Here is a 22538-nt window from a genome sequence, read left to right on the forward strand (position 1 = left end):
CGGCCGACTTTCTTTGGGCCCGGTACGGCACCACGAATGCTGCCCCGGGCAACAAATAGCCTGGCCAGCGCCCTTACGTGAGAAGTCGTCACCCCGCCGCGCCGTCACACGAGCGAAACATGGCCTTGACAGACATTGAACGAGGGACAACTCTCTCTTGCAGAGAGCGCTCTCTATCGCCCCACCGGCTCGTCCCCTCGCGCCGGCAAAGCCCGGACCCCGATTTGGGAGAAGAGATGCAACCTGCCCCGCGTCTCGCCGCCTCCCGCGGCAGACTGCTGTACGCCCTCGTGCTCGCCGCCGTGGCGACGCTGCTCATCGCATACACCGTCGTCATCGCGACCAACCCGGCCAACGCCGCGGTCACCCTGCTGTCACAGGGCCAGCCCGCGACCGCGTCCTCCACCGAGAACGCGGGCACCCCGGCCTCGGCCGGCGTCGACGGCAACACCGGCACCCGCTGGTCCAGCGCCGCCGCCGACCCGCAGTGGCTCCAGGTCGACCTGGGCGCCACCGCCAACATCAGCCAGGTGGTCCTGCGCTGGGAGGCGGCGTACGCGACCGCGTTCCAGGTGCAGACCTCGGCCAACGGCAGCACCTGGACCAGCATCTACAGCACCACCACCGGCACCGGCGGCGTGCAGACGCTGAACATCACCGGCACCGGCCGCTACGTGCGGGTCTACGGCACCGCCCGCGCCACCCAGTACGGCTACTCGCTGTGGGAGTTCCAGGTCTACGGCGAGCTCGCCGGGGGCGGCGGCTGCGGCACGGCCAACGCGGCCCAGGGCAAGCCCGCCACCGCGTCCTCGGTCGAGAACGCGGGCACCCCGGCCACGGCGGCCGTCGACGGCAGCGGCACCACCCGCTGGTCCAGCGCCGCTGCCGACCCGCAGTGGCTGCAGATCGACCTCGGCTCGACCCAGTCGATCTGCCAGATCATCCTGACCTGGGAGGCGGCGTACGCCACGGCGTACCAGATCCAGCTGTCGGACAACGCGTCGGCCTGGACCACCGTCTACAGCACCACCACCAGCACCGGCGGCACGCAGACCCTGAACGTGGCCGGCAGCGGCCGCTACGTGCGGATCTACGGCACCGCGCGGGCCACCGGCTACGGCTACTCGCTGTGGGAGGTCGCAGTGCGCACCGGCACGCCCACCTCGCCCAGCCCGAGCCCGTCGCCGACCCCCAGCCCGAGCGGCGGCACCATCCCCGGCGGCGGCTCGCTCGGCAGCAACGTGAAGGTCTTCGACCCGAGCATGTCCGGCGCCACCATCCAGGCGCAGGTCGACGCCATCTTCAACGAGATGGAGTCCAACCAGTTCGGCACCCAGCGCTACGTGCTGGCCTTCAAGCCGGGCACCTACAGCGGGTTCAACGCCCAGATCGGCTTCTACACCTCGATCATCGGTCTCGGCCAGAACCCCGGCGACGTGCGCATCAACGGCGACGTCACCGTGGACGCGGGCTGGTTCCAGGGCAACGCCACGCAGAACTTCTGGCGCTCGGCGGAGAACCTGTCGGTCTACCCGTCGGCCGGGTTCACCCGGTGGGCGGTGTCGCAGGCGGCCCCGTTCCGGCGCATGGACATCCACGGCGACCTGAACCTGGCCCCGAACGGCTACGGCTGGGCCTCCGGCGGCTACATCGCCGACAGCCGGGTCTCCGGCTCGGTCGGGCCGTACTCGCAGCAGCAGTGGTACACCCGGGACAGCCAGATCGGCGGCTGGGTCAACGGCGTGTGGAACATGGTGTTCTCCGGCGTGCAGGGCGCTCCGGCCACCGGCTTCCCCAACCCCGTGTACACGACCCTGGCCACCACCCCGCTCAGCCGGGAGAAGCCGTACCTGTACCTGGACTCGGGCGGCAACTACCGGGTGTTCGTGCCGTCGCTGCGCACCAACGCCTCGGGCACCAGCTGGGCGGCCGGCTCCACACCGGGCTCCTCGCTGCCGCTGAGCTCGTTCTACGTCGCCAAGCCCGGCGACAGCGCGGCGCGGATCAACCAGGCGCTGGCCCAGGGCCTGCACCTGCTGTTCACGCCGGGCATCTACCACGTCAACCAGACGATCAACGTCAACCGGGCCGACACCGTCGTGCTGGGCCTCGGCTACGCGACGATCATCCCGGACAACGGCGTCACCGCCATGCAGGTGGCCGACGTCGACGGCGTGAAGGTCGCCGGCATCCTGTTCGACGCCGGTGCCACCAACTCGCCGAACCTGCTGGTGATGGGCGCCTCGACCTCGGGCGTCTCGCACGCGGCCAACCCGTCGTCGATCTCGGACGTGTTCTTCCGGATCGGCGGTGCCGGCCCCGGCAAGGCCACCAACAGCCTGCTGGTCAACAGCAACAACGTGATCATCGACCACATCTGGGCGTGGCGCGGCGACCACGGCGCGGGCATCGGCTGGACGGTCAACACCGCCGACACCGGCCTGATCGTCAACGGCAACAACGTGCTGGCGACCGGCCTGTTCGTCGAGCACTACCAGAAGTACAACGTCATCTGGAACGGCCAGGGCGGCCGTACGATCTTCTTCCAGAACGAGCTGCCCTACGACCCGCCGAACCAGGCGGCGTACATGAACGGCACGACCAAGGGCTACGCCGCGTACAAGGTGGCCAACTCGGTCACCACGCACGAGGCGTGGGGCATGGGCAGCTACTGCTACTTCAACGTCGACCCGACGATCCACGCGGCGCGCGGATTCGAGGCGCCCAACAGCGCCGGCGTGAAGTTCCACAGCCTGCTCACGGTGTCGCTCGGCGGCAACGGTGTGATCGACAACGTCATCAACACCACCGGCGGCCCGGCCCAGGGCACGGCCACCGTGCCCAGCAACGTCGTCAGCTACCCGTAACCAGCGGTGGGCGCGGGTCGGCCGGTGCTGCCACCGGCCGACCCGTGACGACGACCCGATCGGGTACGTGAACGTGATCACCCTCGGGTGACCGGGACCGCGCGGCAGGGCTAGGATCGACCACGCGAAGGGGAGTAGCTCCCTAATGCGGTGATCGACACAATGGCCCGCCCGTGCGGACCCGGTCACCCGACCTCGTCTGCGACGGGGTGAGCGAGACCTTCGACTTGGCTGAAACGCCGGGTCGAGGTCGTCGCGTACGCCCAGCCCGGTGTGTGTTCCCGGGAGGCGAGAAAGTACATGGACGGATTCCTGGCCGCGCTGCTCATCAGCTTCGGCGTCATCTTCGTGGCCGAGCTGGGCGACAAGTCCCAGCTGATGGCGATGACCTTCGCGACCCGCTACCGCACCTCGACGGTGCTGATCGGCATCACCCTGGCCACGGCGGTGGTGCACCTGGTCTCGGTCGCCGTCGGCGCCGGGCTCGGCGCGACCCTGCCCACCGGCCCGATCAACCTGCTGGCCGGGCTGGCCTTCCTCGGCTTCGCCGCATGGACGCTGCGCGGTGACAAGCTCACCGAATCCGACGAGGCCCGCGCCGCCAAGAAGCACCGGTCCGCCCTCTGGGCCGTCGCGGGCACCTTCTTCCTGGCCGAACTGGGCGACAAGACCATGCTGGCCACGATCACCCTGGCCACCAGCCACGGCTGGTTCGGCACCTGGCTCGGCTCGACCGTCGGCATGGTCGCCGCCGACGCCCTGGCCATCCTGGTCGGCCGCCTGCTCGGCAAGCACCTGCCCGAACGCGCCATCAAGTTCGGCGCCGCCGCCCTCTTCGCGATCTTCGGCGTATGGCTGGTCGCCGAAGCCGTCACCCAACTGACCTGACCCACACCCCCCATCCTGGCCGTCCGCCGTCGCGCAAGATCGCGGAAGTTGCCGGGCAACCGGGCGAATCCTGGGGCCCCGAACCCCTGATTGCCCGGCAACTCAAGTGATCTTGTGTGGTGGCGCGGCCGAAGGCTCCTGCCGGGGTGGGCTCCGGCGGGCACGGGTGCTCGGCGGGTTACACCTCATATGGTGTGGCCACACCATATGAGGTGTAACCCGCCGAGGATGGTGTGTCCGTCGGCGGGTCGGCCGTGCGGTGGCGCCGCGACGATCTCGGGCCTGGCCAGGATCGCGTGCTTTACTGGGCCGAGCCCGCCCCCGGCTTCCGCCGCGGCGGCGTGACCATCCGATCCGCGCAGGAGACCGTGTGAGCAGGCCGCACCACCACGCCGACGGGCCGCCGCACCGGCACGGCGCGGATCACCACCACACAGACCCGGCGCCGCACTGGCACGGCATGGATCACCACCACGCCGACCCGGCGCCGTATCAACGGAGCGGGGACCTTGGGCGCGGGGATGCCGGGTCGGCCGGACACGGTCACAGCCACGCGCACGGGTCGCAGCCGGTGGCGGTGACCCGCCGCGCGACGCGGCTGACGCTGGCCGCACTCATTCCGGCCGCGCTGCTGACCCTGGTCGGGCTGGTGCTGCTGTGGCCCGGCTCGCTCAAGACCGAGCCGTGGACCGGACCGCCCCAGTTCGAGGGCGTGGTCCAGGCGGTGCACTCGGTCGACTGCGGCACCGTGTCGGAGCCGCCCGCGCAGACCCCGGAGCAGACGGCGCCGCCGGTCTGCGGTGAGGTCACCGTCCGGCTCGCCGGCGGCCCGGAGTCGGGCGCCGAGGTGGCCACGGCGATACCGTCCGGGCCCGGTGCGCCCGGCGTGTCGCCGGGGGACAAGGTCTTGGTGATCAAGACGGACGACTCGGCCCAGGGCGGCGGGGTCACCTACGACATCCTGGACCACGACCGGGCTGACGGCATGTGGGCGCTGGTGCTGGCGTTCGTGCTGGCGGTGGTGGCGTTCGGGCGCTGGCGGGGCGTGGCCGCCCTGGGCGGGCTGGCGTTCACGTTCGCGGTGCTGCTGCTGTTCATCGTCCCGGCGATCCTGCAGGGCAGCTCACCGCTGCTGGTCGCGATCGTCGGCTCGGCGGCGATCATGCTGGTGGTGCTGTACCTGACCCACGGGATCAGCATCCCGACCTCGATGGCGGTGCTGGGCACCCTGGCCGCGCTGGCGCTGACCGGCGGGCTGTCCGCGCTGGCCGTCAGCCTGCTGCACCTCACCGGCATGTCCAGCGAGGAGTCGCTGTACGTCACCCTCGTCAACGGCGACATCAACATGCCCGGCCTGCTGCTGGCGGGCATCCTCATCGGCGCGCTGGGCGTGCTCGACGACGTGACCGTCACCCAGGCGTACACGGTGACCGAGCTGGCGCAGGCCAACCCGGCGCTGGGCTTCGCCAAGCTGTACGCCGCCGCGGCCCGGGTCGGCCGGGCGCACATCACCTCGGTCGTGAACACCATCGTGCTCGCGTACGCGGGCGCGTCGCTGCCGACGCTGCTGCTGCTCGTGGCCGGCGGCTCCCCGCTGGGGACCACGCTCACGTCGGAGTTCCTCGCCCAGGAGATCGTCCGCTCGATCATCGGCACGCTCGGGCTGATCACCGCGGTGCCGATCACCACCGCGCTGGCGGCCCTGGCCGCGTCGGGCGGCGTACGCCGGCGGCGCCGCGCGCCCTCGCCCCGCCCGCGCCGCGCCGACGCGCTCGAGGACGCCTGGGGCCTGCCGGCGGAGCAGCACGGCACCGCCCATCCCGGCCGTTCCTGACGGTCGGCGGGCGTGCCGCTCGGCGGCCGCGCCGAATTGAGCACGATAGCGACAGTAAGCGGCGTCCGATTCCGATAGTTTCGATGGTTACGTGTTCGCTCGTGACCGGAGGCTGCAACGTATGACCATCGACAAGCTGATCACCAAGGCGGCGGGAACCGTCACGGGGGTGCTGACCGAGTCGGCGCTGTCAGGTCTGCGGGAGGCGCCGACGCCGTGCGCGGACTACGACGTGCACGGGCTGTGCCAGCACATGCTCGGCTCGATCTACCACAGCCGGGCCGCCGCGCTGCGCCAGCCCGGCCCGGAGCAGCAGCCGGTCATGGACGCCCCGCCGTGGGTGAAGTTCCCGCCCGAGCTGGTGTCGCTGAGTGAGGCGTGGTCGTCGCCGGGGGCGCTGGACGGCGAACTGGAGATCGTCGGTCGGCGGCTGCCGGCCGAGTTCGGGGCCGGCATCACGCTGATGGAGCTGGTGCTGCACGGGTGGGACCTGGCCCGCGCCAGTGGCCAGGAGATCCGGTTCGACGACGACGTGGTCGCCCGGGCGCTGGCCCAGGTGGAGCGGATGGCAGTCGGGATGCGCGCCAACGGCGGCTTCGGCCCGGAGGTGCCGGTGCCCGGCGACGCCGCGCCCATGGACCGGCTGCTGGGTGTCAGCGGCCGCGATCCGCACTGGAAGCCCTGATCCTTCGCGTCGACCGAGGGCGGCCGCCGGTGGAGGCGGCCGCCCTCGTCCTTTTACCGGGTACGGCGAAACGTCGCGTTTACATTTGCATGCGTCGAAGTTACCGTGGCTCTATAACGTTATTGACAACGTTGTACAGACGCCAGGGAGGCGCTATGCACCGTCGCACCGTCCTACGTGGCGGCGCCGCCGTCGCGGGCGGGCTCGCCCTCGCCGGCCAGGCCGTCACCGCATCCTGGGCCGGCGGCACCGGCACCCCGGTCACCCTCGTCGGCGACACCTCGTCCGGCGGGATCTACTCCCCGTACGGCGCGGGGCTCACCCGCACCCCGTTCCTCAAGCTCCCGGCCGGGTCCACCCGCGCCACGGGCTGGCTGTCCCAGCAGCTGTCGCTGGACGCCTCCGGCATCGCGGGCAGCTACGACCAGGTCTCGCACTTCCTCGTCTACGCCGACAACGGCTGGGTCAACCCGGCCAGGACCGGCTGGGAGGAGCTGCCGTACTGGCTGCGCGGCCTGACCGCGCTGGCCGCCGTCACCGGCGACGCGGCCCTGCGCGGCAAGGTCTCCACCTGGGTCAACGGCATCGTCGCCACGGCCCAGCCGGACGGCTTCTTCGGCCCGACCGCGCTGCGCACCTCGCTCGGCGGCGGCCCGGACTTCTGGCCGTTCATGCCGCTGCTCCAGGCGCTGCGCACGTATCAGGAGTACTCCGGCGACACCCGGATCATCCCGATGCTGACGAAGTTCCTGCAGTACCAGAACCAGTTCGGCGCCTCGGCGTTCAACCAGAGCTGGGGCTCGGTGCGCTGGGCGACCAACCTCGACACGGTGTTCTGGCTGTTCGCCCGGACGGGCCAGAGCTTCCTGCTGTCGCTGGCCGACAAGATCCACCAGTACAGCAAGAACTACGTGAACAACCTGCCCACCATGCACAACGTCGACCTGGCGCAGGGCTTCACCGAGCCCGCGCTGATGGCGCTGCGCGGCAACACCTCGCTGACGCAGGCGACGTACAACAACTACGCGAACATCCAGTCGCAGTGGGGGCAGTTCCCCGGCGGCGGGTTCGCCGGCGACGAGAACATCCGCGCCGACCAGCGCGACCCGCGGCAGGGCTTCGAGACGTGCGGCATCGTCGAGTACATGCAGAGCTTCCAGACGTTGACCCGGCTCACCGGCGACCCGAGCTGGGCCGACGGCTGCGAGAACCTGGCCTTCAACTCGCTACCCGCCTCGCTGTCGACCGACCACCGCTCGCTGCACTACGTCACCAGCGCCAACAGCGTGCAGCTGGACAACCGGGCCAAGACCCAGGGCCAGTACCAGAACGGGTTCGCCATGCAGGCGTACCTGCTGGGCGTGGACCAGTACCGGTGCTGCCCGCACAACTACGGGCAGGGCTGGTCGTACTTCACCGACAACCTGGTGCAGGCCACCGCCGACCGGGGCCTGGCGGTCACCATGTACGCCCCGAGCACCACCACCGCGAAGGTCGGCGCGGGCGCGGCCACGGTCACGCTGACCCAGGACACGGCGTACCCGTTCGGCGGGACGGTGACGCTGCGGCTGGCCACCTCGGGCCCGGTCGCGTTCCCGCTGTACGTGCGCGTCCCGAGCTGGTGCCCCAACCCGTCGCTGACCGTCAACGGCGCCGCCCAGCCCGTGGTGGCTGGCCCGGCGTACGTCGCGGTCAACCGCACCTGGAGCAACGGCGACACCGTCGTGCTCACCCTGCCGATGTCGCCGAAGACCACCACCTGGACCGCGAACCAGAACGCGGTCTCGGTCAGCAACGGCCCGCTGACCTACTCGCTGGAGATCGGCCAGAACTTCCTGCGCTACAACGACCCGGCCAGCGCCTGGCCGGAGTGGCAGGTGTTCCCGACCTCAGCCTGGAACTACGGACTGATCCCGAACACCTTCACGGCCGTGGCGGGCGGCGGCTCGGGCAACCCGTTCACCCCGGCGGGCACCCCGGTGGCGCTGACCGCGCAGGTCCGGGCCATCCCCAACTGGCAGGCCGACAGCGAGAACGTGGTCACCCGGCTCCAGCCGAGTCCGGTCGCCTCCGGCGAGCCGATCAAGACGGTACGGCTCATCCCGATGGGCGCGGCCAGCCTGCGGATCACCTCGTTCCCGGTGATCGGCGGCGCGCGGCAGTGGCAGCTGCCGGCCGTGCCGTCGGCGTCGTGGACCTTCTCCGGCGACACCGTCACCGCGCTGAACAGCTACTACGACCCGACCAGCTCGTACGACCAGTCGCACCGCCGCCACACCTGGTGGGACCACACCGGCACCAGCGAGTGGGTGCAGTACACCTACGCCGCGCCGGTCAGCGCGACCTCGGTCAGCGTCTACTGGTACGACGACACCGGCCACGGCCAGTGCCGGGTGCCCGCCTCGTGGCGGCTGGAGTACCTGAACGGCTCCGGCGCCTGGCAGGCCGTGCCGGGGGCCTCGGGGTACGGGACGGCGCTCAACACGTACAACACGACGGCCTTCACCGCCGTGACCACGACGGCGCTGCGGATCGTCGCGCAGCTCAAGGCCGGGTTCTCCGGCGGCGTCCTGCAGTGGAACGTCACCGCGACCCCGGCGGCCGTCCGCGCCGGCACCTGGTACCGGGTCCAGAACGCCAACAGCGGCAAGGTGCTCGGGGTGGCCGGGATGTCGACGGCCGACAGCGCCAACGTGGTGCAGTTCGCCGACAACGGCAGCACCGACCACAACTGGCGGTTCGACCACGTCGGCAACGGCTGGTACCTGATCGTCAACCAGAACAGCGGCAAGGTGCTCGCGGTCAACAGCATGTCGCGGGCCAACAGCGCGCTGGTGCAGCAGTTCGCCGACAACGGCAGCGCCGACCACTACTGGCAGCTGATCGGCGACGGCGGCGGCTGGGTGCGCATCCGCAACCTCAACAGCGGCCTGGTGCTGGGCGTGTCGGGCATGTCGGCGGCCGACAGCGCCCAGGTGGTGCAGTTCGAGGACAACGGCACCGCCGACCACCGGTGGCGCCTGCTCGGCTGACCTGTCCGCGTGCCCCGGCCGCCTAGACTGGACCGGGCTGTCCGCTACGCGGCCGGTCCGTACGGTGAGAGCCCCTCGTCCGGGTAACGAGGGGCCCTCACTCGCCGGTCGCCGGGGCGGTAGGGCCGTTCCGGCGTCCACAGACACCATCGCTGCCGAAAACCTTTTCGGCAAGATGGCAACGGCGTTACGGCCAGATTGACTGTGTCATTGTTTCGGCGTGATAGGACATGCTCACACCCGGTCGAAATCTTTCGACCGGGTGTGAACTCCTTTCAGCTGCGGGTCCAGCGCTGGTACGGCTGGCCGTTGCAGTCGGCGAGCACCAGCAGGGTGCCGTTGGCGGTGCCGCCGTTGACGGGCGAGATGCACCGCCCGCTCTGCACCCCCGCGATCGAGCCGTCCGAGCGCAGCGTCCACTGCTGGTTGGTGCCGCTGTTGCAGGTCCACAGAATGACCTTGGTGCCGTTGGCGGTGCCCGCGCCGTACGCGTCGACGCACTTGCCCAGGATCTGCAGGGTCGCACCGGACTGGGTCACCGTCTGCCCGGCACTGCCGTTGCAGGTCGACAGGTCGAGCTGGACCCCGTTGGTCGTGCTGGAGTTCGGGTCGTCCAGACACGTGCCTGAGGCGCCGTTGACCAGCTTGAACGTCGTGGGCTGCGGCGGGGTGGTGCCGGACTTGATCAGGAACAGGTTGTCGGCGACGTTGTAGTACGTGGCCAGGTAGCTGCCCGCCGCCGGGTTCGTGTGGTAGTAGTCGTCGTGGTTGCAGTCCAGGCGGTCGTCGTGCGCCCGGTCGGTGCAGCGGTAGACCAGGGTCACGCCGTCGCTGTCCTTGTAGCACATGACGTCGTACTCGTCGACGCAGTGCGCGGCGCCGGAGGCGTTGGGGGCGTTGTTGTTGACCGCGCCGAGGGTGTGGCCGAGCTCGTGCGCGGCGACCCCGGCGGTCCAGCAGCCGTTGTCGGCGCGGGCGTACTCCGGCCCCACGTTGGAGCGGTTGCTGTCGCCCTTGCGGGTGTCCCCGGCGAACCCGCCGATGCCGCAGTACACGTTGGCGTCGACGAACTGCAGGTACTTGCGGTCGGTACGGGTGTAGCCGGCCGCCTGCACGGCGTTGAGCAGCGGCGCCCAGTCGTTGGCGTTGAGCGCCGCGTCGGGGATCTGCACGTCGCGGACGACCGCCCGGCAGGCACCGTTGACGTTCTCGGTCACGTAGCGCACGTGCCGGGTGCCGCCCGTCTCGGCCGCGCTGGCGTTGAAGATGTTGTCGACACCCTCGGCCAGCGTCCGGAACGTCTCCAGGTACTGCGCGTAGCGGCTGGTGCTGCCGTGGATGTACAGCACCTCGACCCGCTTGCCGGAGGTGCCGTCGCCCTCGCAGACCGGCAGGGCACCGGCCGCGACCGCCGCGACCAGCGGCTTGATCTCCCGTTTCACGTCGAGGCCGGCGGGCGCGGCGTCGGGCCCGTGCGTACACACGACGTGGTGCTTGGTGACGACCCGCTGCATCCCGGCGCAGAGGTCCGCGCCGGGCCGGGCCTGCGCGGCCGCGGACGGCAGCGCGAAGGACAGCAGTAGGAGTGAGGCCGCGGCGGCCAGGACACGGCCGCCAGGCAGGTGCAGGTTCATTGCGGTTCCTTCCCGTGGGGGTTGGGGGGCCGCTGTGTACCCGGCACAGCGTTGACCGGTGCCGGGGCGGACGCCCCGGCACCGGTCGACGGATCAGGAGGCGGGCTCGCCCGAGGGCGAGGTCAGGGTGGTGCCGGTCGCGACGGGCGTGCCGAAGTTCGGCGTGCCGTCGGCGTTCCAGGTGAACTTCTGCACCCGGGTCGACCGGTTCATGTCGCAGCCGCCGCTCGACGAGCTGTTGGCGTGGTACACGATCCAGTCCTCGGTGCCGTCGGGCGACTTGAAGAACCCGTTGTGGCCGGGCCCGTAGACGCCGTTGGCGTTGGAGCGCTGGAAGACCGGGTTCGGCGACTTCGTCCAGGACGACGAGAGCAGCGGGTCGCCGGTGCCGTTGTAGGTCAGCATGCCCAGCTTGTAGTCCGGGGTGGAGCAGTGGCTGGTCGAGTAGATGATGAAGGTCTTGCCGTTGCGCTGCAGGACCTCACCGCCCTCGGCCACCGCGCCGCCGACCGTCTCCCAGCTCAGCGTCGGCGTGGTCAGGATGCGGCGGGTGCCGCTGGCCGTCCACGGGTTGCTCAGCGGGCGGATGAACATCGGCTGCGAGCCGTTGTAGAACGTGCCCAGCAGGTACAGGTTGCCGTTGAGCTGCAGGATGCCCGGGTCGAGCTCCCACGTGTTGTCCGAGGTCGGGTCCAGCAGGTCGGCCTTGAACGTATACGGCCCCATCGGGTCCAGCCCGGCGCTCTCCAGCACGTGGATGCGCTGGGTGCCCAGGTCGTACGGCTCGCGACCGGCGGTGTAGTAGAAGTACCAGCGCTGGCCGTTCGGGCCGCTGAGCAGGTGGAACTCCGGCGCCCACATGGTGCCGGCCCCGTTGGGGTTGGTCAGGTTGAACAGCACCTGGTCGGTGGCCGTGGCCAGGCCGCGCATGGTGGTCGCCTTGCGCATGGTGATGGTGCGGTTCCAGGTGGTCGTGGCCAGGTAGTAGTACCCGTTGTAGTAGGTCAGCCACGGGTCCGGGCCCTGCGCCTTGATCGGGTTGGTGAAGGTGTTGCCGGTGCCGCCGCCGGACGTGATGGTCCAGGTGAAGGTCGCCGACCCGCTGACACCGCCGCTGGTCGCGGTCACCGTGACGGTGTACGTGGCGACCGTGCTCGGCGTGCCGCTGACGACCCCGGTCGAGGTGTTGAGGCTAAGCCCGGCGGGCAGGCCGCTCGCCGACCAGGTGTAGCTGCCGGTGCCGCCGCTGGCGGCCAGGGTCAGGCTGGCCGAGGTGTTGACCGTGTTCGACCGGTTGCCCGGGTTGGTGACGGTCACCGAACCGCTGGTCGCGGTGTAGCTCGGCAGGCGCCACACCCGGCTGGCGGCGGTGCTGCACGGCAGCTGGACCAGCCCCGTGTTGCCGGTGGCCACGCCCCCGGCGGGCACGATGCACTTGCCGGAGCCGACCGACACCAGGTTGAACGTCTTGTCGGTGCCGCTGACCGCGACCGGGACCAGGCGCCACTGCTGGTTGGCGTTGGTGTGGCAGGTCCACTGGATGATCGTGGCGTTATCGGCGGTCGACGCGCCGTTGACGTCGACGCACTTGCCCGCCGTCAGCGTGGCGACGGTGTAGACGTCGCTGGTCCCGGAGACGGGGTTGAAGGTGAAGCGCTGGTTGGCGGCGGAGTTGCAGCCGTACTGCACCAGCTGGGTGCCGTTGGTGGCGCTGCTGTTGGGCACGTCCGCGCAGTTGCCGCCGTTCTGGTTCACGGCGGTGCTGCTGAAGCTGACGGCCGCCGAGGCGGACTGCGGCACGAGCAGCAGCGCGGCCACCAGCAGCGGCACGCTGAGCAGGGTGATACGACGAGGCGAACCTCTCACGGGGCACATCCTTTTGCGGGTAGGCGAATGCGATACACCGCTGGGATGGAAAGCGCCCCACGAGCCCGCAGCGCTGTGCTGCGCGGCCCGACCGCACGCCTACCCGGTCACCCCAGTGGCTTAGGCAGTATTGCCGACATCCACATCGGTGGACAAGCCTCCGCGACGATTCGGGTTTATCCGCACGAAGGCGGGGGTAACCCGCGCCCGTACGGAAAGGGGTTCACCATGGACGGGGCGACACCGCCGCACGGCGAGCCGCCCGCCTCGGCGGGCGGCGGCCTCATCGAGGAGGTCGCCGGGTTGCGCAGCAGAGGCCGCCAGCTGGTCGAGGAGCTGATCCGGCTCTCGCGCCAGCTGGCGGAGCTGCACCGTGCCGTCAGGGCGGACTCTGCTGCCGGCGCCCGCCTCCGCGCACGCGGCACGCCCGAGGGCGCAGCCGGCACCCGCCTCCGCGGGCGCGGCACGCTCGACGGTACTGCCGGCGCCCGCCTCCGCGGGCGCGGCACGCTCGACGGTACTGCCGGCGCCCGCCTCCGCGGGCGCGGCACGCTCGCCTCTCAGGCGGCGTCTTCCCTCGTCGCTGCCGAGCCTGCGGCTCGGTCACGCTCCTCAGTCCAGACGCCGCCGGCGAGCGTGCCGGTCGGTGCGGGCGACGATGGTGGAGAGGCTACGGACAGCTGATCCGGGTGTCGCCGGTGTCGATGGTGCAGACGTCGAAGCCGGGTCCGCCGTCGGCGGTGTCGTTTCCGCGTACGCTGTCGCGGACGTTGATGACGTCGTTGCCGTCCTCGCCGTAGACGGTGTCGCTGCCGCTGCCGGCGTTGATGATGTCGACGCCGGGGCCGCCGTAGACGATGTCGTCGCCCGCGCCGCTGCTGATGATGTCGTTGCCGCCGAGCCCACAGATCACGTCCGGGCCGACCGTGCCGACCAGGACGTCGCTGTCGGCGGTGCCCACGATCGTGCAGGCCGGTGGTGCGCCCGTGGTCACGGTGAGGCTCGCCGCGGCTCCCGGCCCGGGTCCGCTCTCGGTGGAGGTGACCGCGCCGGTGGTGTTGTTCTTGACGCCGGTGGTCTGGGCCAGGACGTTGACCGTGACGATGCACGCGTTCAGCGGGGTGAGCACGGCATCGGTGAGGATGATCAGCGGACCGCCCTGGTTGGCCACGACCGAGCCGGGGCAGGAACTGGCCACGCCCGAGGGCGTCGCCACGACCAGCCCGGCCGGCAGGACGTCGCTGAAGGCGACGCCGGTCAGCGTGTCCACGGTGTTGGGGTTGCCGACCGTGAAGGTCAGCGAGGTGGTGCCGCCGACCGGCACCGTCGCGACGCCGAAGGCCTTGGCCAGGGTCGGGGGCAGGGGCGCGGCCACCGCGGGGGGTGCGGCGGCGGCGACGAGGCCTACCGTGGTCACCGCCACCGCGGCGGCTCTGCGCAGCAGGCGGCTCGCGCCGTGCCGGTGCTGCCGGGCGGTGGCCTCGCGGCCGTGCTCTGCACTCCTCATGCCAGTTCTCCCGGGTCAGTCGTGAAACGGATCGACTACCGAATACTAGGCAGCACAAAGGATATTTCGGGCGCTGATGGCGAATCAGCTCGAATCATCATGAAGTATGCGAAAAGCCCTCGTGTTTCAGTGGCCTCACCTGCGGTCAATCCTCCATTCCGGAGGGATCACAGCGATGAGGGTGGAATTGTGTGTCGGTGGTAACGCCGGTGTCCATGATCGTGTGATGACGGCGTAACGCATCGTTCCTACCCTGGAAACCGCCGGTCGGGTCCGACCGGTCGGCGGGAAGGGGTGGGTGTGGCGGCGACCGCGGCCCGTGACGGTGTGACCCAGGTCAGGACGGTGTGCTCGTACTGCGGTGTGGGTTGCGGGATGGTGCTCGACGTGGCCGCCGGTCCCGACGGGCGCCGCCGCGTGCTCAAGTCCGCCGGCGACCGCGAGCACCCGGCCAACCGCGGCCGCCTGTGCACCAAGGGCGCCACCAGCGCGGATATGCTCGCCGCGCCCGGCCGGCTGGCCACGGCCCGGCTGCGCGCCGAGCGCGGCGCGCCCCCGGCCGAGACCGATCTGGACACCGCGATCGGCTACGTCGCCGCGCGGCTGCGCGGCATCGTCGACGAGCACGGACCCGACGCGGTCGCGTTCTACGTCTCGGGGCAGATGACCCTGGAGGCGCAGTACCTGTCGAACAAGCTGGCCAAGGGTTTCGTCGGCACCAACCAGATCGAGTCGAACTCGCGGCTGTGCATGGCCAGCGCCGGCAGCGGCTACAAGCTGTCGCTGGGCTCGGACGGCCCGCCGGGGTCGTACCAGGACTTCGACCACGCCGACGTGTTCTTCGTGATCGGCGCCAACATGGCCGACTGCCACCCGATCCTGTTCCTGCGCATGATGGACCGGGTCAAGGCGGGCGCGAAGCTGATCGTGGTCGACCCGCGGCGCACCGCCACCGCCGAGCGGGCCGACCTGTTCCTGCAGATCCGCCCCGGCACCGACCTGGCCCTGCTCAACGGCCTGCTGCACCTGCTGGTCGAGGCCAAGCAGGTCGACGAGGCGTTCATCGCCGAGCACACCGAGGGCTGGGACGCGCTGGAGGCGCTGCTGGCGGACTACCCGCCCGCGACCGTCGCCGAGCTCACCGGCCTGGCCGAGGCGGACCTGCGCCAGGCCGCGGCCTGGATCGGCGCGGCCGGTGAGTGGATGAGCTGCTGGACCATGGGCCTCAACCAGAGCACCCACGGCACCTGGAACACCAACGCGCTGTGCAACCTGCACCTGGCCACCGGCGCGATCGGGCGGCCGGGCAGCGGGCCGTTCTCGCTCACCGGGCAGCCCAACGCCATGGGCGGTCGCGAGATGGGCTACATGGGCCCGGGGCTGCCGGGGCAGCGCTCGGTGCTGGCCGCGGCCGACCGCGAGTTCACCGAGGGGGTATGGCAGCTGCCCGCGGGCACCCTGCGCGCCGACGTCGGCCAGGGCACGGTCGACATGTTCGAGCGGATGGCCGCCGGGCAGATCAAGGCGTGCTGGATCGTGTGCACCAACCCGGTGGCCTCGGTCGGCAACCGCGGCACCGTGATCGCCGGGCTGGAGGCCGCCGAGCTGGTCATCGCGCAGGACGCGTACGCCGACACCGAGACCAACGCGTACGCCGACGTGCTGCTGCCCGCCGCGATGTGGGCCGAGACCGACGGCGTGATGATCAACTCGGAGCGCAACCTCACCCTGGCCCGCCAGGTCGTCGACGCGCCCGGCGACGCGGTGCCGGACTGGCAGCTCATCGCCCGCGTCGCCACCGCCATGGGCTACCCGGGCTTCGACTACGGCAGCGCCGAGGAGATCTTCGCCGAGATCCGCCGCTTCGCCAACCCGCAGACGGGGTACGACCTGCGCGGCGTCTCGTACGCCCGGCTGGCCGCCGGTCCCGTGCAGTGGCCCGCCGCCGACCCGGACGGCCCCGACCGCAACCCCGTCCGCTACCTCAACGACGGCGTCAGCCGCCACCTGGTCGAGCACCCCGACGGCAGCCGCCCCCGGCTGGCCTTCGCGACCGCCTCCGGCCGCGCCGTGTTCTGGCCCCGCCCGCACCTGGCCCCGGCCGAACTGCCCGACGACGACCACCCGTACGTGCTGAACACCGGGCGGGTGCAGCACCAGTGGCACACGCTGACCAAGACCGGCCGGGTCGCGAAGCTGAACAAGCTCAACCCCGGCCCGTTCGTCGAGGTCAACCCGGCCGACGCGGCCGCGCTCGGGCTGCTGGCGGGCGACTCGGTGCGGCTGGCCTCCCGCCGGGGCGAGGCCGTGCTGCCCGCGGTGGTCACCGACCGGGTGCTGCCCGGCACCTGCTTCGCGCCGTTCCACTGGAGCGACCTGTTCGGCGCCGGCATCACCGTCAACGCCGTGACCAGCGACGCCGTCGACCCCATCTCACTCCAGCCGGAGCTGAAGTACTGCGCGGTCGCGCTGACGCGGGTCGCCGCCCCGCTGCCGGTACCGGTCGGCGAACTGCTGCCGGCGATGGCCCCGATGGGCGCCGACGACCTGCGGCGGATGCTCGGCCTCGACGACGCCATCCCGGTGTTCACCGAGGACGAGCGCCGGTACCTGTCCGGTTACTTCACCGCGCTGGCCGCCTCGCCGCGCGAGGGCGTGCCGGTGCTGCCGCCGTCGGCGCCGGTCGAGGCCGGGCGGGCGCTGTGGCTCAACGGGATGCTCGCCGGGACGTACAGCCGGGCGATGGGGGAGTCGCCGGTGCCGTCGGGGCGGCGCATCCAGATCCTGTGGGCGTCGCAGACCGGCAACGCCGAGGGCTTCGCCGGGGTGATCGGGCAGCGGCTGGCCGAGGGCGGCTGGCAGCCGACGGTACGCAGCATGGCCGACCCGCTGCCCGAGATCCTGGCCGGGCCGACCGACCTGCTCGTGGTCACCAGCACCTTCGGCGACGGCGACGCCCCCGACAACGGCGGCGCCTTCTGGCAGGCGCTGCTCGATCCGGCGGCGCCCCGGCTCGAGGGCCGCCGCTTCGCCGTGCTCGCCTTCGGCGACTCGACGTACGCCGACTTCTGCGGACACGGCCGCCGCCTCGACGCCCGACTCGGCGAACTCGGCGCGCTGCGGTTGACCGAACGCGCCGACTGCGAACCCGACTACACCCCCACCGCCACCGGGTGGCTGGACCGGGTCGTCGCCGCCCTGGCCTCGGCTCCGGTGGGCGGGGCGCGCACCGCGACGGCCGCCCCGGCCGCGCCGACCCGCGAGGCTCCGCTGGCCGCGGCGCTGGTCGGCAACCGGCTGCTCAGCCTGCCCGGCTCGGCTAAGGAGGTGCGGCAGTTCACCTTCGACACCGGCGGCGGCGACTTCGCCTACAGCGTGGGCGACGCCCTGGGCGTGTGGCCGGTCAACAGCGGCGAGCTGGTCCAGGAGTGGCTGGACACGACCGGGGTGGACCCGTACGAGCCGGTCGAGGTCAACGGCGTGGGCACGGTGCCGTTCACCGACGCGCTGCGGCTGCACCTGGAGATCGCCAAGATCAGCCCCGACTTCCTGCGGTTCGTCGCCGACCGTACCCACGACCAGCACCTGCGGTCGCTGCTGCGCCCCGACAACACCGGCGAGCTGGCCAAGTGGAGCTGGGACCGGCAGGCCGTCGACGTCGTGGCCGAGTACCGGCTGCGCGCCACGCCCCAGGAGTGGGTCGGCGCCCTCAAGCGCCTGCAGCCCCGGCTGTACTCGATCTCCTCGACGCCGCTGGTCGACCCGCGGCGGGTCAGCCTGACCGTGTCGGTGGTGCGCTACGCCAACCGCGACGGCCGGGCGCGCCACGGCGTGGCCTCGACGTTCCTGGCCGACTCCGCCGAGGACCTCCAGGTGCCGGTGTTCGTGCAGCGCTCGCCGCACTTCCGGCCGCCCGCCGACCCCGACACCCCGATGATCATGGTGGGTCCGGGCACCGGCGTCGCCCCGTTCGTCGGCTTCCTGCAGGAGCGGCGGGCGGTGGGCGCCAACGGCGCCAACTGGCTGTTCTTCGGCGAGCAGCGGCGCAGCACCGACTTCTACTACGCCGACGAGCTGCGCGAACTGCGCGACGACAAGGTGCTGACCCGGCTGGACCTGGCCTTCTCCCGCGACCAGCGGCACAAGGTGTACGTCCAGGACCGCATGCGCGAGCACGGCGCCCAGCTGTGGTCCTGGCTGCAGGACGGCGCCAACTTCTACGTCTGCGGCGACGCCCGCCGGATGGCCAAGGACGTCGACCAGGCACTGCGCGACATCGCCACCGTCCACGGCAACCTCACCCCCGAGGCGGCCGCCGTCTACGTCAAGCAGCTCGCCGCCGACAAGCGCTACGTCCGCGACGTCTACTGACCGGATCGTCATCCGCGGCGCCGCCTGACTTGCTGGTGGAGTCGGCCTTCCATCCCGGTGCGAAGGTTGTCGCGGCGGCCGCGCGGCGGCGTCCGCTCGCTCGAAGGCGGCGCTTGGGTTGGCCGGTCGGGCGCGGTGTTTTGGCCGAGGGCGGCGATCTTCGGGCCGTGTCTGGTCGATGATCGCTGTCGTGGGTCGGATTCTGCCCTGGTGGGCGAGGTTCCGACCCAGGACGGCGATCTTGGGGCTGGGTGGCGTTGGTGACTGCTGTGCGGGGGGCGGAAAGTGGAGTTTCGGCTCGGGGTGCACAGCGTTCGGACCGTTAGTGGCGATGTTGCTGGTCGAAACGTGGGTTTCGGCCGATGGGCGATGCGGGATTCTGCCCGCTGGTGGCGATCTTCAGCCCGGTTTCCGTCCTCGATCGCCGTCAGCGGTCACAACCTGGACCTGGAGCCGACATCCTGACCGCTGATGCCGATCAAGCAAGGAGCGGCCGAGGTTGTGACTGCCGGTGGCGATCTCCGTTGACCCAGCCGCCAGCCGCCAGCCGCCAGCCGCCAGCCGCCAGCCGCCAGCCGCCAGCCGCCAGCCGCTGGTCGCTGCTGGTGGCTGGTCGGGCGAGGGGCAGCTGGGTGCAGATGCGGGCGTCGGGATGCCAACGATTTCGCATCTTCTAGCCTCTGGGTGATTCAGAGCTTGCATCTGCGGTAGGTAGAGTGGGCGGTGTGACTGTGTACCGGATCGGGGAGGCGGCGGAGCTGTTCGCGGTGAGCGCCGACACCATGCGCCGGTGGGTCGACGCGGGCCGGGTGCCCGCCCGGCGCGACGAGCACGGCCACCGGGTGATCTCCGGGACCGACCTGGCCGAACTGGCCCGGTCGTTCACCGCCGAGGACGACGGCTCCGGCCACTCGTCGGCGCGCAACCGGCTGCGCGGCATCGTCACCGCCATCGTCCGCGACACGGTGATGGCGCAGGTCGACATCCAGGCCGGTCCGTTCCGGATCGTGTCGCTGATGAGCAGGGAAGCCGCCGACGAACTCGACCTGCAGGTCGGCTCGTTGGCCGTAGCGGTGATCAAGTCGACCACGGTGGTCGTCGAGCGGGCCACCGCACCCACCGGCAGGGGAAGGACGAACGCATGAGCAGCGGGTGGATCCGTACGGCGCTGGCCGCGGTGTCCCTGGTCGCGGCGACCGCGCTGGCGGGCTGCGGCACGGACACGCCGAAGCCCGCCGCGAGCGGCGGCGGTGGCGGGATCAGCGGTGAGGTGACGGTCTTCGCGGCCGCGTCGCTGACCGAGGCGTTCACGCAGATCGGCAAGGACTTCGAGGCGGCACACCCGGGCACGAAGGTGACCTTCAACTTCGGCGGCAGCTCCGGCCTGGCCACCCAGATCACCCAGGGCGCGCCGGCCGACGTCTTCGCCTCGGCCAGCCCGGCCACCATGAAGACGGTCGTCGACGCCGGCGACGCGGCCGGCTCGCCGGTGGTGTTCGCGCGCAACCAGCTGGTCATCGCCGTGCCGAAATTCAACCCCCGGGGGCTGACGGAGCTGGCCAACCTCGGGCGCCCGGACGTGAAGGTGGCGCTCTGCGCCGAGCAGGTGCCGTGCGGGGCGGCGGCCCGCAAGGCGCTGGCCGCGGCGGGGGTCGCGGTCACCCCGGTGACGCTGGAGCAGGACGTCAAGGCGGCGCTGCAGAAGGTGCGCCTGGGCGAGGTCGACGCCGCGCTGGTCTACCGGACCGACACCAGGGCGTCGGCCGCCGATGTGGACAGCATCGAGTTCCCCGAGTCGGCCGAGGCGATCAACGACTACCCGGTGGTGCTGCTCAAGGGTGCCCCGAACAAGGCCGCCGCGCAGGCGTTCCTGGAGTACCTGCAGACCGGACCGGCCAAGGCCGTGCTGAGCGCCGCCGGATTCCAGGCACCCTGAGGCGTACGGCATGAGCGACGCAACCGCCGCCGCGGTGACCGACCGGTCGCCGCGGCGGCGCGCGCGCCGGCAGGCCCCGCTGGTGCTGCTGCTCCCCGCGCTGCTGGGGCTGGCGTTCCTGGTCGTCCCGCTGGCCGGGCTGCTGCTGCGCGCGCCCTGGTCCACCCTGCCGCAGCACCTGGCCGCCCCGGGGGTGCTCGCCGCGCTGCGGCTGTCCCTACTGACCGCCAGCCTGGCCACGATCGGGTGCGTGCTGCTGGGCATCCCGCTGGCCTGGCTGCTGGCGCGGGTCGAGTTCCCCGGCCGCCGGGTGGTGCGCGCCCTGGTCACCGTGCCGCTGGTGCTGCCGCCCGTGGTCGGCGGCGTCGCGCTGCTGCTCGTGTTCGGCCGCCGGGGCCTGATCGGGTCGTGGCTGGACAGCACGTTCGGGATCACGCTGCCGTTCACCACCGCCGGGGTGGTCGTCGCCGAGGCGTTCGTGGCGATGCCGTTCCTGGTCATCGCCGTGGAGGGGGCGCTGCGCGGCGCCGACAGCCGGTACGAGGAGGCGGCCGCGACGCTGGGGGCCGGGCGGTGGGCCGTGTTCCGGCGGGTCACCCTGCCGATGGTGGCGCCCGGGGTCGCCGCCGGGGCGGTGCTGTGCTGGGCGCGGGCGCTGGGCGAGTTCGGGGCCACCATCACCTTCGCCGGGAACTTCCCCGGGCGCACCCAGACCATGCCGCTGGCCGTCTACCTCGCCCTGGAGACCGACCTGGACGCCGCGATCGTGCTCAGCCTGATCCTGCTCACCGTCTCGGTGGCCATCCTCGCCGCGCTGCGCGACAAGTGGATCGCCACGTCATGACCGGCGCGCCCCTGCTCGACGCCCACCTCGCGGTACGCCGCGACAGCGGTTTCGACCTCGACCTCCGGCTGGCCATCGCACCCGGGGAGGTGGTGGCACTGCTCGGCCCGAACGGTGCGGGCAAGACCACCGCGCTGCGGGCACTGGCCGGGCTGCTGCCGCTGACCGGGGGCCGGATCACCCTCGGCGGGCAGGTGCTCGACGACCCGGGCACCGACCGGTTCACCCCGCCGGACAAGCGGCCCATCGGCGTGGTGTTCCAGGACTACCTGCTGTTCCCGCACCTGAGCGCGCTCGACAACGTCGCGTTCGGGCCGCGCCACCGCGGGCAGCAGCCAGCCGCGGCCCGTACCCGCGCGATGGCGTGGCTGACCCGCGTCGGCCTGGCCGAACACGCCCAGCGCAAGCCCCGGCACCTGTCCGGCGGGCAGGCCCAGCGCGTCGCGCTGGCCCGCGCCCTGGCCGTGGACCCGGTGCTGCTGCTGCTCGACGAGCCGCTGGCGGCGCTGGACGCCCGGACCCGCCTGGACACCCGCGCCCAGCTGCACCACCACCTGGCCGCGCACCCCGGGGCGACCCTGCTGGTAACCCACGATCCGCTGGACGCGCTGGTGCTGGCCGACCGGCTGGTCATCGTCGAGCACGGCCGCATCGTGCAGGAGGGCCACGCTGACGAGATCACCGCCCAGCCCCGCACCGACTACGTCGCACGCCTGGTCGGGCTCAACCTCTACCGGGGCACCGGCGACGGCCACAGCGTCACCCTGCCCGGCGGCTTCACCCTGACCAGCAGCGACACCGCGGACGGCGACACGTTCATCGCGTTCGCGCCGACGGCGGTCGCGCTGCACCCGCACCGGCCCGACGGCAGCGCCCGCAACACCTGGGCCGCCACCATCACCGGCATCCAGCGCCACGGCGACAACCTGCGCATACAGCTCGCCGGACCGGTGACCGCCGCCGCAGACATCACGCCCGGCGCCGCCACGCAGCTCGACCTCGCCCCCGGCCGCACCGTCTGGGCCGCCGTCAAGGCCACCGAAACCCGCACCTACCCAGCTTGAGCAGCTCCGA

14 protein-coding genes are annotated in these 22538 nt (G+C 71.5%); 11 read left to right on the forward strand and 3 right to left on the reverse strand.

Annotated elements, in window-relative coordinates; translation table 11 throughout:
- Positions 1–236: 236 nt before the first annotated feature.
- The 5 genes from QEZ54_RS11345 (at position 237) to QEZ54_RS11365 (ending at position 9306) form a co-directional block, all read left to right on the forward strand.
- Entirely contained in the window at positions 237–2867 is a 2631-nt protein-coding gene (locus tag QEZ54_RS11345; protein ID WP_281304499.1) for a discoidin domain-containing protein, read from the forward strand.
- Between the two features lie 300 nt (positions 2868–3167).
- Positions 3168–3755 carry a TMEM165/GDT1 family protein gene (locus tag QEZ54_RS11350; protein WP_281304500.1) on the forward strand — a complete coding sequence of 196 codons (588 nt, stop codon included), beginning with the start codon at positions 3168–3170 and terminating at the stop codon, positions 3753–3755.
- A gap of 571 nt (positions 3756–4326) precedes the next feature.
- Positions 4327–5589 (forward strand): YibE/F family protein, encoded by a 1263-nt coding sequence (locus tag QEZ54_RS11355; protein ID WP_281304501.1) that lies wholly within the window; start codon positions 4327–4329, stop codon positions 5587–5589.
- Positions 5590–5710: 121 nt separating this feature from the next.
- Entirely contained in the window at positions 5711–6274 is a 564-nt protein-coding gene (locus QEZ54_RS11360) for a TIGR03086 family metal-binding protein (RefSeq protein ID WP_281304502.1), read from the forward strand.
- Positions 6275–6429: 155 nt separating this feature from the next.
- The gene (locus QEZ54_RS11365) at positions 6430–9306 is read left to right on the forward strand and encodes a beta-L-arabinofuranosidase domain-containing protein (RefSeq protein WP_281304503.1); all 2877 of its coding nucleotides are present in this window, start codon (positions 6430–6432) and stop codon (positions 9304–9306) included.
- Positions 9307–9581: 275 nt separating this feature from the next.
- On the opposite strand, the gene QEZ54_RS11370 is transcribed toward QEZ54_RS11365, so the two are convergent.
- Both QEZ54_RS11370 and QEZ54_RS11375 read right to left on the reverse strand, forming a co-directional pair.
- Positions 9582–10940: a ricin-type beta-trefoil lectin domain protein gene (locus QEZ54_RS11370; protein WP_281304504.1), complete on the reverse strand. Its 1359-nt coding sequence runs from the start codon at positions 10938–10940 to the stop codon at positions 9582–9584.
- Between the two features lie 93 nt (positions 10941–11033).
- Positions 11034–12806, reverse strand: a complete 1773-nt coding sequence (locus QEZ54_RS11375) for a family 43 glycosylhydrolase (protein WP_281304505.1) — start codon at positions 12804–12806, stop codon at positions 11034–11036.
- A gap of 228 nt (positions 12807–13034) precedes the next feature.
- Here QEZ54_RS11375 and QEZ54_RS11380 point away from each other — a divergent pair, with 228 nt between their 5' ends.
- Entirely contained in the window at positions 13035–13490 is a 456-nt protein-coding gene (locus QEZ54_RS11380; RefSeq protein ID WP_281304506.1) for a hypothetical protein, read from the forward strand.
- Here QEZ54_RS11380 and QEZ54_RS11385 read toward each other — a convergent pair.
- Positions 13477–14313 (reverse strand): hypothetical protein, encoded by an 837-nt coding sequence (locus QEZ54_RS11385; RefSeq protein WP_281304507.1) that lies wholly within the window; start codon positions 14311–14313, stop codon positions 13477–13479. The two genes, QEZ54_RS11380 and QEZ54_RS11385, sit on opposite strands and share 14 nt — an antisense overlap.
- A gap of 345 nt (positions 14314–14658) precedes the next feature.
- Between QEZ54_RS11385 and QEZ54_RS11390 the strand changes: the two genes are divergently transcribed.
- The 5 genes from QEZ54_RS11390 (at position 14659) to QEZ54_RS11410 (ending at position 22528) form a co-directional block, all read left to right on the forward strand.
- Complete coding sequence (locus QEZ54_RS11390; protein ID WP_281304602.1) at positions 14659–18684, forward strand: bifunctional nitrate reductase/sulfite reductase flavoprotein subunit alpha; 4026 nt, start codon at positions 14659–14661, stop codon at positions 18682–18684.
- 725 nt (positions 18685–19409) lie between these two features.
- Entirely contained in the window at positions 19410–19829 is a 420-nt protein-coding gene (locus QEZ54_RS11395; protein WP_281304508.1) for a TOBE domain-containing protein, read from the forward strand.
- Positions 19826–20620 (forward strand): molybdate ABC transporter substrate-binding protein, encoded by a 795-nt coding sequence (modA, locus tag QEZ54_RS11400; RefSeq protein ID WP_281304509.1) that lies wholly within the window; start codon positions 19826–19828, stop codon positions 20618–20620. Before QEZ54_RS11395 ends, modA begins: the two co-directional genes overlap by 4 nt.
- A 10-nt stretch (positions 20621–20630) precedes the next feature.
- Positions 20631–21464, forward strand: a complete 834-nt coding sequence (locus tag QEZ54_RS11405; protein ID WP_281304510.1) for an ABC transporter permease — start codon at positions 20631–20633, stop codon at positions 21462–21464.
- On the forward strand, positions 21461–22528 hold the full coding sequence (locus QEZ54_RS11410) for an ABC transporter ATP-binding protein (protein WP_281304511.1): 1068 nt from the start codon (positions 21461–21463) through the stop codon (positions 22526–22528). Before QEZ54_RS11405 ends, QEZ54_RS11410 begins: the two co-directional genes overlap by 4 nt.
- The last annotated feature ends 10 nt before the right edge of the window (positions 22529–22538 follow it).

This window comes from Catellatospora sp. KI3, from assembly GCF_029948125.1.
GTDB lineage: Bacteria > Actinomycetota > Actinomycetes > Mycobacteriales > Micromonosporaceae > Catellatospora.

Coding starts and splice junctions, on each gene's coding strand:
- modA (WP_281304509.1), top strand. CDS start 19,826: ATGAGCAGCGGGTGGATCCGTACGGCGCTGGCCGCGGTGTCCCTGGTC.
- QEZ54_RS11410 (WP_281304511.1), top strand. CDS start 21,461: ATGACCGGCGCGCCCCTGCTCGACGCCCACCTCGCGGTACGCCGCGAC.
- QEZ54_RS11380 (WP_281304506.1), top strand. CDS start 13,035: ATGGACGGGGCGACACCGCCGCACGGCGAGCCGCCCGCCTCGGCGGGC.
- QEZ54_RS11360 (WP_281304502.1), top strand. CDS start 5,711: ATGACCATCGACAAGCTGATCACCAAGGCGGCGGGAACCGTCACGGGG.
- QEZ54_RS11405 (WP_281304510.1), top strand. CDS start 20,631: ATGAGCGACGCAACCGCCGCCGCGGTGACCGACCGGTCGCCGCGGCGG.
- QEZ54_RS11365 (WP_281304503.1), top strand. CDS start 6,430: ATGCACCGTCGCACCGTCCTACGTGGCGGCGCCGCCGTCGCGGGCGGG.
- QEZ54_RS11385 (WP_281304507.1), bottom strand. CDS start 14,313: ATGAGGAGTGCAGAGCACGGCCGCGAGGCCACCGCCCGGCAGCACCGG.
- QEZ54_RS11350 (WP_281304500.1), top strand. CDS start 3,168: ATGGACGGATTCCTGGCCGCGCTGCTCATCAGCTTCGGCGTCATCTTC.
- QEZ54_RS11370 (WP_281304504.1), bottom strand. CDS start 10,940: ATGAACCTGCACCTGCCTGGCGGCCGTGTCCTGGCCGCCGCGGCCTCA.
- QEZ54_RS11345 (WP_281304499.1), top strand. CDS start 237: ATGCAACCTGCCCCGCGTCTCGCCGCCTCCCGCGGCAGACTGCTGTAC.